12 protein-coding genes and 2 pseudogenes are annotated in these 15319 nt (G+C 58.8%); 11 read left to right on the forward strand and 3 right to left on the reverse strand.

Annotation, left to right across the window (positions count from 1 at the left end; all coding sequences use genetic code 11):
• Nucleotides 1-14: 14 nt before the first annotated feature.
• The 5 genes from BRA1417_RS0130950 to BRA1417_RS0130970 are packed head-to-tail and all read left to right on the forward strand — an operon-like array spanning nucleotide 15 to nucleotide 5635.
• Entirely contained in the window at nucleotides 15-1499 is a 1485-nt protein-coding gene (locus BRA1417_RS0130950) for a sugar ABC transporter ATP-binding protein (RefSeq protein WP_027519107.1), read from the forward strand.
• Entirely contained in the window at nucleotides 1492-2496 is a 1005-nt protein-coding gene (locus tag BRA1417_RS0130955; protein WP_027519108.1) for an ABC transporter permease, read from the forward strand. Before BRA1417_RS0130950 ends, BRA1417_RS0130955 begins: the two co-directional genes overlap by 8 nt.
• A complete protein-coding gene (locus BRA1417_RS0130960) occupies nucleotides 2493-3500 on the forward strand; it encodes an ABC transporter permease (RefSeq protein ID WP_027519109.1) in 1008 nt (335 codons plus the stop codon). Before BRA1417_RS0130955 ends, BRA1417_RS0130960 begins: the two co-directional genes overlap by 4 nt.
• Before the next feature lie 6 nt (nucleotides 3501-3506).
• Nucleotides 3507-4925, forward strand: a complete 1419-nt coding sequence (locus BRA1417_RS0130965; protein ID WP_027519110.1) for an FGGY-family carbohydrate kinase — start codon at nucleotides 3507-3509, stop codon at nucleotides 4923-4925.
• A complete protein-coding gene (locus BRA1417_RS0130970) occupies nucleotides 4922-5635 on the forward strand; it encodes a class II aldolase/adducin family protein (RefSeq protein ID WP_027519111.1) in 714 nt (237 codons plus the stop codon). Before BRA1417_RS0130965 ends, BRA1417_RS0130970 begins: the two co-directional genes overlap by 4 nt.
• A gap of 1099 nt (nucleotides 5636-6734) precedes the next feature.
• Here BRA1417_RS0130970 and BRA1417_RS0130980 read toward each other — a convergent pair.
• Complete coding sequence (locus tag BRA1417_RS0130980) at nucleotides 6735-7157, reverse strand: CBS domain-containing protein (protein ID WP_027519113.1); 423 nt, start codon at nucleotides 7155-7157, stop codon at nucleotides 6735-6737.
• A 170-nt stretch (nucleotides 7158-7327) separates the two neighbouring features.
• On the opposite strand from BRA1417_RS0130980, the gene BRA1417_RS0130985 reads away from it, so the two are divergent.
• From BRA1417_RS0130985 to BRA1417_RS43130, 3 genes and pseudogenes are all read left to right on the forward strand, one after another.
• Nucleotides 7328-7987: a GrpB family protein gene (locus BRA1417_RS0130985; RefSeq protein WP_245286289.1), complete on the forward strand. Its 660-nt coding sequence runs from the start codon at nucleotides 7328-7330 to the stop codon at nucleotides 7985-7987.
• A gap of 831 nt (nucleotides 7988-8818) precedes the next feature.
• Nucleotides 8819-9100 (forward strand): hypothetical protein, encoded by a 282-nt coding sequence (locus BRA1417_RS41880; protein ID WP_027519115.1) that lies wholly within the window; start codon nucleotides 8819-8821, stop codon nucleotides 9098-9100.
• Between the two features lie 589 nt (nucleotides 9101-9689).
• Nucleotides 9690-10312 (forward strand): annotated as a pseudogene (locus tag BRA1417_RS43130) (tyrosine-type recombinase/integrase).
• A gap of 80 nt (nucleotides 10313-10392) precedes the next feature.
• Here BRA1417_RS43130 and BRA1417_RS0131005 read toward each other — a convergent pair.
• Nucleotides 10393-10608: a hypothetical protein gene (locus tag BRA1417_RS0131005; RefSeq protein ID WP_027519117.1), complete on the reverse strand. Its 216-nt coding sequence runs from the start codon at nucleotides 10606-10608 to the stop codon at nucleotides 10393-10395.
• A gap of 333 nt (nucleotides 10609-10941) precedes the next feature.
• Between BRA1417_RS0131005 and BRA1417_RS0131010 the strand changes: the two genes are divergently transcribed.
• The 3 genes and pseudogenes from BRA1417_RS0131010 (at nucleotide 10942) to BRA1417_RS41885 (ending at nucleotide 13500) form a co-directional block, all read left to right on the forward strand.
• Nucleotides 10942-11124 (forward strand): hypothetical protein, encoded by a 183-nt coding sequence (locus BRA1417_RS0131010; protein WP_027519118.1) that lies wholly within the window; start codon nucleotides 10942-10944, stop codon nucleotides 11122-11124.
• Nucleotides 11125-11496: 372 nt separating this feature from the next.
• Nucleotides 11497-11739: pseudogene (locus tag BRA1417_RS41105) on the forward strand (tyrosine-type recombinase/integrase); the annotation flags it as partial.
• Nucleotides 11740-12123: 384 nt separating this feature from the next.
• The gene (locus BRA1417_RS41885; protein ID WP_027519119.1) at nucleotides 12124-13500 is read left to right on the forward strand and encodes a hypothetical protein; all 1377 of its coding nucleotides are present in this window, start codon (nucleotides 12124-12126) and stop codon (nucleotides 13498-13500) included.
• Between the two features lie 177 nt (nucleotides 13501-13677).
• Here the strand turns inward: BRA1417_RS41885 and BRA1417_RS0131025 are convergent, their stop codons facing one another.
• Nucleotides 13678-15294, reverse strand: coding sequence for a gamma-glutamyltransferase family protein (locus tag BRA1417_RS0131025; protein ID WP_035969636.1), 1617 nt, complete (start codon nucleotides 15292-15294; stop codon nucleotides 13678-13680).
• Nucleotides 15295-15319 lie beyond the last annotated feature (25 nt).

Raw genomic sequence — 15319 nt, forward strand, 5'->3', positions numbered from 1 at the left:
TTGCAGGCGAACCTTTGGCGACTTTCCTGGAGATGTCCGGCATATCGAAGCGCTTCGGCGGCGTGCACGCGCTCCGCGACGTCGATCTCACTCTGGAAGTTGGCGAGGTGCATTGCCTGGTCGGAGAAAACGGCTCCGGCAAGTCCACCCTGATCAAGATCATTTCGGGCGTCGAGGCAGCGGAGCCTGGCGGCCGTATCGCAATATCCGGCAAGGAATATCCCAAACTAAACCCGGTCTACTCAACGCATTGCGGCATTCAGGTCATCTACCAGGATCTTTCGCTATTCCCCAACCTCACCGTCGCCGAGAATATCGCGATGGCGCACCATCTTGGCGGCCTCCATTCCGTGAACTGGACCTCAATGCGCGCCACCGCGAAGGCCACAATGGCAAAGATCGGCGTTGAGTTCGACCCGGACGCGAAAGTCTCAGAGCTCAGCATTGCCGGACGCCAGCTGGTCGCGATCTGCCGCGCCTTGGCTGCGGATGCCAAACTCCTGATTATGGATGAGCCGACGGCATCGTTGACCCGCCACGAGGTAAACGCCCTGATCGCGCTCGTAAGCGAGCTGAAGCGTGCCGGCATCTGCGTCGTTTTCGTCAGTCACCGTCTCGATGAGGTGCTTGAAATCGCCGAACGCGTAACGGTACTGCGCGATGGCGCCAAAGTCGGTACTTTTGCTGCAGACACAATCGACGGGGGGAAACTCAGCCACCTGATGACGGGCAAGTCCTTCGAGTATCAGATACAGGCGCCTGAGCTTGCCGCTGGCCCGGTTGTGCTGGAAGTTAAGAGCCTGGGCCGCGAGGGCGAGTATGAGGATGTAAGCTTGCAGTTGCGCGCGGGCGAAGTAGTGGGTCTCACCGGTCTGCTCGGCTCAGGGCGAACCGAATTGGCGCTATCCCTGTTCGGCATGAAGCCGCCCGATCGCGGCACTATCGCACTTGACGGGCGGCCCATCGCGCTCCGTACAAATGCAGAGGCGATCGATCGAGGGATCGCCTACGTATCCGAAGATAGGCTTACGCTTGGTCTTATCCTGAATCAGTCCGTCACGGCGAACGTCACACTTACGGTGCTGGATCGTCTGGCTGGCGCGCTCGGCCTGATTGCCGCACGCGCGCGACAGACCCATGTCGCTCGGTGGGTTGCTGAACTCGGAATCAAGGTCTCCAATCCCGCCAACCCGGTGAAGACGCTCTCCGGGGGCAACCAGCAGCGGGTCGTGCTCGCCAAATGGATGGCGACCAATCCGCGGGTGCTTATCCTCGATAGCCCCACGGTGGGCGTCGACATCAGCGCCAAGGACGGCATTTACGAAATCATCCGGCGGCTGGCTCGCGAGGGCGTTGCGGTACTCATGATATCAGACGAAATACCCGAGGTCCTTTATCATAGTCATCGCGTGCTGGTGATGCGGGAAGGACGTTTGACAACCGATGTGGCTGCCGCAGCCACTTCCGAAGATGCGCTTCGGCAGGCCGTCAATGCCTGAATCGCGCATTGCATCATTCGGGAGGTTTCATCGCAGCCATGAGTTCTGGCTGCTAATGGTCATCCTCGGGCTTTGCGCCAGCTTGGGCTTCGCGAATGCCCAATTCCTGACCATGCAGAATCTGTTTGATCTGCTGACCTCCTACGCCTTCGTCGGTATCCTGGCGCTCGGACTGCTGGTCGTGCTGATCGCCGGCGGAATCGACATCTCATTCACCGCGACCGCGTCGGTGGCGCAATATGTCACACTTTCGCTTGCCAATGCTTACGGGGCGAACTGGATCGGCGTCTTCGCTATCGCGATAGGAATTGGCGGTGCGCTCGGTGCCCTCAACGCGATTTTCATCCAGAAACTTCGAATACCATCGATCATCGTTTCGGTCGCGACACTGAACATCTTCTATGGGCTTCTGATCTTCTTCACCGGCGGCAAATACATCTATTCATTGCCCGACTGGTTCGCGACCGGAATATTCTGGTTCGAGTTCGAATGGGGCAAGGATAGCTCGTACGGTGTCAACCTGCAGATCCTCGCGCTCGCGCTGACATTTCTCGTCACCTGGCTCCTGCTTAACCGAACCAATATCGGCCGGCAAATCTATGCCATGGGAGGCAATACCGACGCCGCACAGCGGCTCGGCTTCCACATTTTCGGCCTCAATATATTGGTTTATTGCTACATGGGTGTCATGGCCGGTATCGCCTCCCTGACTCAGGCACAACTCGCGCAGTCCGTTGCCCCGACGGTACTGGTGGGCAAGGAACTCGATGTGGTCGCTGCCGTCGTGCTCGGCGGCGCCAGCCTGATGGGCGGCGTCGGCACGGTCTTCGGGACGTTTCTGGGCTTGACACTGCTCGCGATACTTCAAAATGGAATCATTTTGCTGGGCATTTCGTCCTACTGGTCGCCGTTCTTCGTCGGCTTGGTTATTCTCATTTCGGTCTCTGCGACCGCCTGGTCGCAGCGCGAGCGGCGAAGCCAGAGCGCATCCCGATGAGCAATGTACCCGCCCTCTCACTTCGCCGGCGTATGGTCGGCCTCGCCGGCAGCGGCACGGTCGCCACCCTCATCCTGCTGTTGTTCGCGCTCTGGGTCGTGTTCGCGATCACGATCGGCGACCGGTTCTTCTCGGTCAGCACGCTGCAATCCATGGCTTTCCAGATGCCCGAACTTGGCATCCTCTCGCTCGCGATGATGCTGGCGTTGCTATCTGGTGGACTCAACCTTTCCATCATCGCGACCGCCAATCTGTCTGGACTGACCATCGCGTTCCTGCTGACGCGCTACATCCCGGGGAGCCAGGGCCTTGCCTGGGTCGGCATTCAGGTGTTTGCGATCGCCGCAGGATTTGCAGTGGCCGCATTGGTCGGCCTCCTCAATGGTTTTGTCATCGCCTATCTCGGCGTTTCGCCAATCCTGGCCACACTCGGCACGATGACGCTCTGCAAGGGTCTCGCGATCGGCTTCTCGCGCGGTAACGTCATCTCCGGATTCCCGGATCCGATTGTGTTTATCGGCAACGGAACGGTTTTCGGAGTACCCTTTGCTCTGATCGTACTTGCGTTCTGCGCCTTGCCCGTCGCGCTCATGTTGAACGCGACGCCGTTCGGTGCAAAGGTTTACATGATCGGCTCGAACGAGAAGGCGACCCGCTACTCCGGCATCAATACCCGCGCCGTCCTCCTCAAACTCTATGTATTTTCCAGCTTGCTCGCCGGCGTGGCAGCGGTGGTCATGTTGGCACGTTTCAATTCGGCCAACGCGGCATACGGCGAGAGCTACCTGCTCGTCACCATTCTTGCGGCCGTCCTCGGCGGCATCGATCCCTTTGGTGGCTTCGGCAAGGTTGGCGGGCTATTGCTTGCACTGATCATCCTTCAGGTTATCTCCTCGGCATTCAACCTTCTGAATCTTAGCCAATTCCTCACGTTGGCGATCTGGGGTGGAATCTTGATTGCCGTTGCGGCGGTTCCTCATTTCGCCGGCAAAGCGCCGCGGTAGCCAGCGATGATGAGTTCGATCGTCTCGACCACTATCGCGGTTCTCGACATTGGCAAGACCAGTCTCAAGCTGTTGGTGGCGAGTGACGACGGGTGGCCCCTCGAAACACATGCGATTCCGAACGTGCCGATGACTCAGGGCCTGTACCTCGCCTATGATCTTGCCGGGCTAGAGGAATGGCTTCTCGATACCCTTGCCAACATGTCTCAACGCCATGCCATCGGCGCCGTGATAGTGGCTGCGCATGGATGCGGCGCGGTTCTCGTCGATAGCGATGCGCCAGTGCTGCCGATGATGGACTATGATGCCGTCTGTCCGCCCGAAATCGATGAAGCCTATGCCCGGATCGCGCCGGGTTACGATGAGGTGTTTTGCGAAATTGGCGGTGCGATGCGGCTCGGAAAACAGCTGCTGTGGCAGGAAAGCGCATATCCCGTCGAATTCGCGCGCGCAAGAACCTATCTGACCACTGCGCAGTTCTTCGCCTTGCGGCTTGGCGGACGTGCGGCCAGTGAAATCTCGCAGCTCGCAGCTCAGAGCCATATCTGGGATCTCGTCCACCATCAGCCTTCCTCTCTTATGCGCAAGCGCGGTTGGAGCCATCTGCTGCCCGAACGCGTGGCTGCCGGCGCGGTGCTAGGGACGGTTTCGGAATCCGTAGCCAGGCGCACTGGCCTGGCGCAATCGACCGAGATCCTCTGTGGCGTGCATGATTCCAACGCCAACCTGTTTCGCTACAAGGCTGCCGGCATGGGCGATGCCTCGATCCTATCGACCGGCACCTGGATGATCGGCTTTCAGCGCGGCCTCGCCCTGGACAAACTCGATTGCGCACGCGCGATGGTTCTCAATATCGATGTCGATGGCGAGAATGCACCTTCGACATTGATCGCGACCGGCCGCGAATACGACCTGATCCGCGGGGAACATCGTGCTTCTGATGCAGCCGTCCTTGCCGCATTGCCCACCCTGCTGTCGAGGGGGACCCTGGCGCTCCCCTCATTCGTCGGCGATGATGGATTGTTTCCGGGCGCTGCTCGCCGCGGACGGGTCATCGGGCCGCCCCCCGAAACGCCTGCCGAATGGCAGGCATTGGCGGTGCTCTACGCAGCATTCAGCGCAAACCGCTGTCTTGATGCGCTCGAGTGCTCAAAACGCATAGTCATCGATGGTGGCTTTGCCGCAAACCTGCCCTTCGCCCGTTGCCTTGCGACCTTGCGATCCTCGCAGAGCGTCAGGGTGAGTCAATCACCGCACGGAACGGCGCTTGGCGCTGCGCTGCTGTGGCGGCGATTCTCGCGTAAGCAGCCGGTTTCGAGCGTAATCCTTGAAGCCGTCACATCGCTCAACAATGATGGGTCCGAACCGCGCGACCTTTCCGCCGCCTACCAGTCCTGGATCGCTTTCTCGGAGCCCGCTTCATGACAGACCATAATCATGGCGATCTCCGCCAAGGCATTGTCGATAACTGCAGGGAGATGAATCGAAACGGTCTCAATCAGGGCACATCCGGCAATCTTTCGCACCGAATTCCAAACGGCATGCTGATCACGCCTACCAGCCTGCCCTATGATCGGATGCAACCAGAGGATATTGTCGCGATGGATTTTGCCGCGAATTACCAGGGCAACCATCGGCCTTCATCCGAATGGCGCTTTCATCGCGATATTCTGCGAGCACGCGAAGACGTCAACGTTGTGCTGCATACGCATTCCACCTTCAGCACGATTCTCGCCGTTCACGAGCGTGACATTCCCTGCTTCCATTATATGGTCGCAGTTGCGGGTGGCAACGATGTCCGCTGTACGCCATATGCTTGTTTCGGCACGCAGGCACTATCTGACTACGCCCTCAAGGCCCTCGAAGATCGCAACGCTTGCCTCCTTGGCCATCATGGCTTGATCGTGACGGCCCAGACCTTTGAAAAGGCGCTTTGGCTCGCCGTGGAGGTGGAGACGCTGGCGAAGATGTATGTCCATGCGTTGGCTATCGGCGAGCCGCCGCGCCTCAGCGACGCTGAAATGGCGCAGGTACATGAGCAGATGAAACGCATGGGATACGGCCAGGCGCCTGACCTTGACGACGTCGGCGATGTTCCGCGCGCCCTACCTGAGTCGAAATCGACAGCACGTTGATGGTGGATTTCACGGACAGCTGCCACCGAGTTCGGTCAGCACCGGCCCACGCAGAACGAAGGCCGAGGCCGGATGTGCGGGTTTGACCGTCACAGCCCTTGGGCAGAGGACGTGAGCGAACAATCAGGCTTGCCCCCTTCACCGCTCAACAGATCAACGACTTAGCTTGTCGATCGGCCCCGCGTAATTGCGGCGGGATACGCCGCCGTCACCTTCGGAAACTTCTTCTCATGTCGTGACCCATGCTGCCGTTCCCTTTCTAGCCAGCATGGGGTATACGGCCCGCTGGGTACTGACCTCGCTTGCGGGGGCGAAGGTCGCGACAAGAGCGCTCGTAGCCCACATTTTGGTTAGCATCGTCGTCACACCGGTCCTGACGGCCTGCATGTGCCCTTCGCCGCACCTGGCTTTTCGGCGGTTGGTTTCGATGTGGGTTTCTAGACTTGGCAGGCCGAGCGGCTGATTGGCGATCATGACCGCAACACGCTCTGCCCGGACCTCCCGCAGGGATTGACTCGAACGCCCCGGCGCAATTTTTATCCTGCCCGGAGACAACGTTCTGACCGCGATAGCGCGATTCCGCCTACCCCGCTCTTGCTGCCTAAACTGTTCAGGCCGCCGAAAACTTCAACAGACGTCACGTCACTCCAAGGAGCGGCTGCCCAAAACTTGCTGACCATGGATTTTTCTTGATCTCCCGGTGCACACGCCGTGCACACGACGCCAACTAACAAATTGAAAACACTGAACTCTCGCTCCAGTCCATCATGGGCCAGTTTGAGCGAAATACAGCAACCGAGGGCCAACCAGATCCAATCAGAGACCGTGTGTCACCCACCAAGGGACGCAACAGAAGATCGCGCCTTCCTCCCTGCCCTCGACCGTGGTCCCGTCACAGGTTCAAATCAGGGACTCGCAATGGCCGCCCCCACAGACTTGCACCGCTGATCATTTTCTTAAGTCTGTGAGGGCTTTAGTCGGCTAGCCGTCGAGAGCAGACATTCTCGGCGCCAGCTTAGAGGTCGGCTAAGGGCCGACGAGCAGACCTACGCTTGGGCGACGGCACCGCGGTTAGTCTGTCAGCCCCCGGGGCTGTCCTTCATGATGTAGCCATCAGGTCGTCCACATTGTGCTCCAAATCCCGGATGATGTTCTTGACGACGTCTCCGATCGAGATCACGCCCAAGAGCTTGCCCGCGTCCAGAACTGGCAGATGGCGAAAACCGCGCTGAGCCATCATTGCCATGCAGCCCTCCAACCGATCGTCCGGTTTGACCGTCACGGGGTTGCTCGTCATCACTTGGCCTACCAGCGTCTGCTTCGCATCGAGCCCGGGCAGCAGCACTTTGATGGCGCAGTCACCCTGGGTCACGATACCGACCAGCGCGTCGTCGTCGACGACCAGCACCGACCGGACCCGGTTGTCGCGCATCTGGCGCAAGGCTTCGACAACCATGTCAGCGGAACGAACATGGATCAGGGCGCCACTCTTCTGGGCCAGAGCGTTTCTTACTGTGCTCATCGATCTCCTTTCGTGGGACTTGCCCTGCCCGCCTTGATGGTCCGCATTGAAAGATAATCGAAATATCCTGCTTCGTCAGCGCCGCATCGATGCAGTGCGCCTGCCCGTGGACCGAATGTCCGTTGAGGGTCACAAGCGGTCCTCGACCGGGATCGCGCGGCAGGTCAGATATGGGCCAGAAGCTGACCTGCATATCAGCAGACACCGCGCATTGCAGTGACCCGGATCACATACAGAGAGGGGTAGTCCGATTTAAGAAGGCCGCCGAAAGTGGCTTCATCGAGGGGAGCATGGAGAGGTACGGAGGGGGCGCCATCGAGGTCTGTGATTACGATCCCCACTGGCCAGTTCTGTTCGACCAGGAGTGCAGTCGCTTGCGATTGGTGGTCGGTCCGGCGCTCAAGATCGAACATATGGGCAGTACGTCTGTGCCCGGCCTCTCGGCCAAACCGATTATCGACATTTTGATCGGTGTCCCGAACTTGTTCCGCGCGAAGTCCACGTTCGTGAGGCCATTCGCGCAACTCGGATACAGCTACATCCCCGAGTACGAAGCTTGGTTACCCGGTGAATTATTTTTTCGGAAGGGGATGCCCGGACCTTGGACGCACCATCTTCACGTGATGGAGCAATGCAATCCACGCTGGAACGACTTCCTGCTGTTCCGCGACTACTTGCGCTTACACCCGGAAATCGCTGCCGCGTACGGAAGCCTAAAGAAATCGCTCGCGGCTGAATTTGGCGAGGACATCGAGGGCTTCCGCAAAGCAAAACATCGGTTTGCTAAGGAGATAACCGATCAGACGCTATCAGCATTCGGGAAGCAGTGATTTGCGGCGTTGCCACCTGCGGCAGGATATGCCGTGCAGCGCCGCTAAGATGTCCGCTTCGGGTCACGAGCGCCGCTTGAGAACATCGGCAGGTTGCTTCCGGTCTACCTCGATGAGCCGACAATCGAAGGTGCCGCCCGAAACTTCGCATTCGGGCCACCTGCGGAAGTAGGCAATTATTGCGGTTCGCGCGCCTGGTCGGTACGCTTGGGCTTCGGTTAACAAAGCTCTTGGCCATCGTTAGAAGCCAAGACCCGAGTGGCGTCACCAAGCCAGAGGATCGTCAATGAATCGCTTGAAGGCCATGGCTTTTGCGATTGCCGTCCTGACTTCCTCAATGACAACTGCACCGCTCGTCGCGGGACAAGGCTCCACGAGCGTCCCGCAGGAGGTGATGATCCCGCTCGAACATCTGCCTCTTGATTTGAAAGGGTATCTCAGGCGTCCGGACGGGGATGGCCTCTTTCCGGCTGTGATCCTCCTTCCAGCGTGCGGTGCGTTCCTCAACTCTGTCGATCAAGGCGGGGGAAGCACGGTCGCGTCTTGGGGGTATGTTGTGTTGACGTTGGATGTCTTCACCGCCCGAGGCGTCAAGGGTGGAAAGACCTGCGTTTATCCTGCACCTCCCGAGACCATACAAGACCTCTATCGCGGATTGAGCTTGCTGGTCACGCAGAAGAGCGTCGACCGGAGCCGTATTTTCGTTGTGGGCTTCGGACGAGCCGGCTCGGTTGCACTCTCAGCGGTGGATCGAGACATCCAGTCAAAAGCCAAGCATCGGTTTCGGGGGGGCCGTTGCGTTCTATCCTACGTGGCGATGACAAACAGATCATGCGCGTTGCCACTTTGGTCATCGTCGGTGCGCTCGACAAGAACCTGTTCGAAGCCTGTCGCAATATGGTGCAGGGGGACGACGACATTGGAATCTCGCGACAGCATGGGCAGGGTATTCCCATCCAATTTGACGCTCTACCCGACGCTTATTCCGGGTTCGATGTGCCAGCGTTTCGACAGCCGATCGATGTGCGTGGGTTCCATTTTGAGTTCAATCAATCGGCGACCGAGCACTCGAAGGAGACCTTGCGACATTTCTTTCGTGCCGCTGGACCATGAGAGACTGTTGCATTGTCGGCCCACCAGCAGTCACATCAGGCACAGTAATTTGATCAAAGCTTGCTTTCGTCCGCAGTGGGTCACACGCCGGCGTCGCTGCAATGCCCCTCATTGGTCCGCTGGCACCCAGCAACCGGACAAGCAGGCTTCGACGCAGAGAGGCAGCTACGGGCCAATAGGCGACATGCTGGTAGGGCACGAACTTAAATCCAACTGAAGAGCAACGTCGGCGATGCAGCAAGGAGCGCTCCAACGGTCAGCCCAACGAAGCCTAGCGCAATGGCTCCTATCCATCCATGATGATGCCACCCGTACGCCGCACCTATCGTTGTGCCCAGGACGATCATAGAGATGGCCCAAGTGATTTGAATCGCGATCTTCAGGGTTTTGAGCATCTTGCTTCCAAAAGGCTACGAGCGCAATTTCAGCGTCACGAACGCCAAAAGCAACCCAATTCCGCAATGGGTCAAATTGGTCTTGTCATAGATCGAAATGGACACAAGTACGTCTCCAATCGTCTAGAAGCGGACGCGGGATTGGAAGGGCTCCGGGCTGAAAATGACCAACCTCACTAGCTGAGGAGGTCAACATGACCGATAGCCCAAGCACCATCCCGAAACACGTTCCTTGGAACAAGGGCAAGATCGTCGGCGCAAAGCCGCCGCTCCGTCCGAAGCACGTCTGGTCAATCCGAACCGAGCTCCAGGTCGAAGGTCGAATGCGCGATCTGGCGCTGTTCAACGTCGCCACAGATAGCAAGCTGCGCGGCTGCGACGTCGTAGCCTTGAAGGTCGATGACCTTGCGCCGGGCGGATATGCCGCCGACCGCGCGACCGTCCGACAAAAGAAGACCGGCCGGCCAGTCAAGTTTGAACTAACGGAATCGACCCGGCAGGCAATCGACGACTACCTGCGGCTTACTTGCAAGAAGTCAGGAGAATACTTGTTCACTGGCCGGCGGCGGAGTGGGCATATGACGACCCGCCAGTACGCCCGACTCCTATCTCACTGGATCGCTGATATCGGACTGGACCCACACCTGTTCGGGACGCATTCCCTTCGCCGGACCACGGCAACGTTGATCTATCGCCGAACGGCAACCTGCGAGCCGTACAGCTCCTGCTGGGGCATACCAAGATCGAGAGTACCGTTCGATACCTAGGCATCGAGGTCGACGACGCCCTCGCGATAGCAGAACAGGTTGACGTCTGACTTCGGGGGCAGAGCAGACGTGCTCTGCCCTGCCCTCACAGTCGGCTGCCGGCCAAATGCGGCCATAGAGCCGAGAGATATCAGATAAAGCCTTCGATGTATTCTCGCACCGCGCCTGTGTCACCAGCTGCGGCGGCACAGATGCCGAGTGCATGGATTTCATGAGGCAATGCGCTGCTTGGGCTCTTGACGATATCCGTCATCATCGAAGAAACCGCCTCGCGCATACGGCCGGCGCTCAGAAGCGCGAGCGCGGCTTCCTTGCTCCGTTTGAGATGTTCTTCTCGCGTTAACATTGAAGGCATGTGGCGGCGTTACGATAAACAGCCTGTTCCTTACCAGCTTGGCAGTCAATCCCGTGAGAGTGCCAAAAGCAACGGAGCCCTGCGCTCTATGCTATCGCGAGAGTCCGTGGAGGAGCGGTGAGCGGACCTCCGGCAGATGCGGCGCAACTTCGCAGTTGGGCCAACAGGCGACTGTCACCCATAATCAGCACGATTTGAAGTACGACTTTAAGTGACCTATAAGAGTGCCTCGCCTATAGGTTGTCTGGTTACGCCGCAGATTGCATGCGAAAACCGGGACGGTCATGAGATGGCCTCTGATCGCTGAACAGCGGGGGAAGCACGATGGACCAACTGCTACACTATCTGTCTGCCGCCAGCGAGGACCCGGGAAAGTTCGTGCTCGGCGCTGTGCTTTTGGCGATCTGGTATGGCTTTGCTTACTGGCCATTCACGCTGGTGGCGATTGTCGTGTTTGCGCTTATGATGATCTTGAGAGCTACGGCTAGAGACGGCAGCACAAATTGAGCACGCCTTCAGTCGTCGCGAGCTTCGATTTCGTCCAACCGGGTTGAGGTCCCTGCCCGATATCCAAATGATCGGGCGGTCGAACTAGGCTGGCTGAAGATCCGCTTGAGGTCAACAGCAGATCGGCACGTCACAGCTCCTTAGTGAAATGATAGCGACGAATGCCTCCTCCCACAGTCTTGTTGCTGACTGAATTGACGACTTCCTCACGGACCAGCTGATATCCACAGGCCCTGTAAAGTGACAGCGCTTCGCGCTGCAGCTCCGAAGTGCTCAAGTCGATCCGCGGACGCTTGCGCTTGCGGCACTCGTCTTCCGCAAACCCAACATCTTCCAGGCAACACCCAGGCGTCTCGCGTCTGGATGGACGTACATATGACGACCCGCCAGTATGCCCGACTCCTATCTCACTGGATCGCTGGCGTCGGACTGGACCCGCACCTGTTCGGGACGCATTCCCTTCGTCGGACCAAGGCGACCTTGGTCTATCGCCGAACCGGCAACCTGCGAGCCGTACAGCTCCTTCTGGGGCATAACAAGACTGAGAGTACCGTTCGATATCTCGGCATCGAGGTCGACGACGCCCTCGCGATAGCAGAACAGGTTGAGGTCTGACTTCGGGGGCAGAGCAGACGTGCTCTGCTCTGCCCCTACAGTCGGCTGCGGGCCATTTTCGGACACAGTCCTCATCGTGGTGCCGCTGAAGGCACCGCAATTCAGAGCCACCCTTGATGTTAAGGGCAGCCCACCGGAAGAGGGAAAAACCAGGATGAAGAATGCCTATTTCTTTGCGAACCCCTCTACAAAGCCGACAGCCAAAGCAACGCTGCGATTTCGAAAGCATCATAGTGCGCGGCAGTCACCCTCGCTGCGTGTCTCTCTATTCGATAAGAGAGATCCTCGAACCTCGATAAATATTTACGCAATTTCGGAAGTAGATCTTTGATGCCGTCCGCATAGGGTTGTGCAAACGGGGATTTCTCATTGCGAGACTCAAAGATGACGCGCTTGTGGCTGCGGCCGCTTTTGGTCGGGATTATGGTAAACTTAGACATGACGGGCCTGAAGGCCGCCGAGGCGATCGTGCTGCCTTCCAGCGGAGACTCCTGCAAATCCTTGGCGACCGGATCTGAGTTCAACGCTTGGCGCTGCCCTGGACCCGCCGGCTATAGCCTCGTCTACAACGATAGCGTGATGCATGCCGAGCTTACCCTCGCTGCCGGACTCGGAGGCAAGCCTTCCGATCGCGAGGGCGTGGAATGGGATCCGGCCGCGCTTGGTATTGGAAGTCGCATTGAGTGGCGCATGACAGATGGCAAGCCATTTGCTGCGATCGTTGGACGATGGCGGCGCGCAGAAGAGGATACATCCAACGCGGCGGTGATTGAGGAATTGCTGGTCGTCAAGGTTACCGAAAACGGCGGCTGCGCGGTCGCTACCGTAGGTGCGCTTACGTACGATGCCGCCGACGCAGCGCGCGAGATCGCAGACCTTCGCGCACGCACATTTCGTTGCGGGATTGACCAGCTAGCGTTGGACGTCAACGCCGGGAACAGTACAGTCAACCACTTGGATTTCCGTTTTGGTGAGCATGAAACGCTTGAGCACAACGGGTCGCTCGTCAAACTCAGTCATTCGCCCTCGGGCGAAATCGAAATCCGGTATCTTCAGCCCCGGCGGTCGCTCAGGGTCGAGCCCGGCACCGTGCTTTTCCGTGGTCACGAACGGGCTGGAAAAATCTCCGGCAGCGCGTTTCTGTTCAAGGAGGGATGCGCTCCCGCAGAATATGCGGTCTCCGGCCGGCGAACCGACGGCGTGCTAGTGCTCGAAGGTGTCGCACCACGGCGGGAACCGAGGTCGTGCGCCGCGATGATGTCGGCTCCCTCAAAGTCGAGCCGACTTGTCTTTACCCACGAGCCGCTCAACGAAGCGATGGAGGTCTCACAGGAGCGCCTTGGGATGGCCCAGTGCGGCCAATGTATGTCTGCCACCGTAACCGCGATGCAGGGCGTCGGTACTGAGCACGCCCACGTTACGGCTGCATTCACGAGCGAGGACCGGCGCGACTACTGCGAAAACTGGAATGTCGAGCCCGACCGCATAGCAACGTGCTTGAAAGACAATGCCGGCGACCGCGGCAAAGTGCAGGAGGCGAGTGCCAACTGCAAGGATCTGACTGTCCGGCCAAGCAGTGGCGGCGAATACAGGTTTTCCAGGTTGGGCACCGATTATGGCGGACCCGCTCCCAATTGGACCGACCTTGCGACCGGCAAGGTCGAGTGCGGAGCACGATCCTGCAACAGCGCGACCGCCACCGCACAGTTCACAATGCTCTGTCCTCAAGCAATTCCGGGGTGGACCGGGCGGCGGTTCTGAGAGGCTGCGCCGGCCAGCGGCAACCGATTAATGCGGATCGCTTATTTTGAGCTATGGCCCAAACGCAGTTGCAAGCACCTTCTGGTAAAGCTCTATGATGCAGATGCTCGATGAACGACGGCCGCCCACGCTAACAGTCAAAACCAAAGTCGCTCCAGAGAGAGATTCGCTTGACCGCTAAAGGCCCGCGCCCCCGCCGTCGGCACGCGGATCATGGGCCGCTTCCATCGTCCCATCTCCATGCCAAACTATCGTACCCGCATGTCCCATAATGTCGGAATAGGGTTCGTTCAGTAGTTCTACTTCATGTCCGGCTGCGGAGAGCCGATCGACCATAGCGGGTTCGAATCTTGGCTCCAGCCGGAGGTTTGTGTGTTCTGATCCCCAAGTCCGGCCAAGAAGCCAGCGTGGCCGATCGAGGGCAACGTCGAGTGGCTGCCGAAAAATGACGTGCCTCGTGAAGGTGATGGCCTGTGTTTGAGGCTGACCGTCGCCACCCATAGTGCCGTAGGCAATGATACGACCGTCATTCAAATCCGCAATGGCAGGATTGAGGGTGTGAAACGGCAAACGGCCGGGAGCGAGTCGATTGATCGCCCCTGCATCCAGCGAGAAGCTCGCGCCTCTGTTTTGCATCAAGACGCCGGTTTCTGGTAAAACGCAGCCGGACCCAAACTCCCAAAATATCGATTGAATGTAGGAGACGACGAGACCAGATGAATCTGCCGCGCCCATCCAGATCGTATCGCCCGCGTTCCCCGCCGCCGGCCAAGGCGCCGCCCTTTTTGGATCGATCGCGCGCACCTCATGATCAAGGAATTTTTCCGACAGAAAGAAGTCCGGCTTCCCGGTGGCGCCGCGAGGATCAGTGACAACCCTGTCGCGAACCCGAAAGGCGCGCTTCGTCGCCTCCACCAATCCGTGCACATATTCGTAGTCATCCGCATCGCTCACGTTCAGTCGATCGAACAAGGCAAGTATCATGAGTGAGGCAATGCCTTGCGTTGGAAGCGGCGTATTGAACAGCGTCCCGCACCTGACATTGACGGAAAGCGGGTTCGCCATTGTGGCGCGATAGCTCTCCAGATCCTGGCGTGTGACAGGGCTGCCAATCTGATCAAGGTCGCGAGCAATCTCGCGGCCTACATCACCACGATAAAAGTCCTCGAGCCCCGCGCGCGACAGCCGCTCCAACGTCTCTGCAAGGGCTGCCTGTTTCAGCTTTGTTTCGACATCCGGCGCCAAGCCATCAGCCAGGAACGTCGGCGCAAAGCCCGGCACGTCATTCAACTCGTGGATTTTAGCGCGCGTAAGCGATGCCTGGCTACGCGTAACCCGGTAGCCCTCGCGCGCTTGCCGTGCTGCGGGCGATAGAAGCAAGTCAATCGGCAGCCTGCCACCAAGCGTTTTTGCCAGATCCAGCGCAAGTATCCAGGTCGCAACCGCGCCAGGAACCGTTAGCGCGGCGAGAGGCCCACGGGCTGGGATTTTGTCCTGGCCATGATCATGGTAGAAATCGATAGTCGCGTTTGCACCGGCGGGGCCGGCGCCCATGAGAGCCCGGACCTGGCCTGACGGCTCCCTGATCAGCCAAAAGCCATCACCACCGATGTGGTTCATGTGAGGATAGACAGCGGCGATCGACGCGGCCATTGCGACCATCGCTTCGATCGCATTGCCGCCCTCGCGAAGAACAGCTTGTCCAACGCTAACGGTTTCAAAGTGAGGTGCCGAGACGGCGCCCCGTCGATACCCGGCGCCATGAAGGGCTCGCGGCGGCCTGCCTGCATTCACTATATCGTCACCCAATTTCTTGGCC

Source organism: Bradyrhizobium sp. WSM1417, assembly GCF_000515415.1.
In the GTDB taxonomy this organism is placed as follows: Bacteria; Pseudomonadota; Alphaproteobacteria; order Rhizobiales; family Xanthobacteraceae; genus Bradyrhizobium.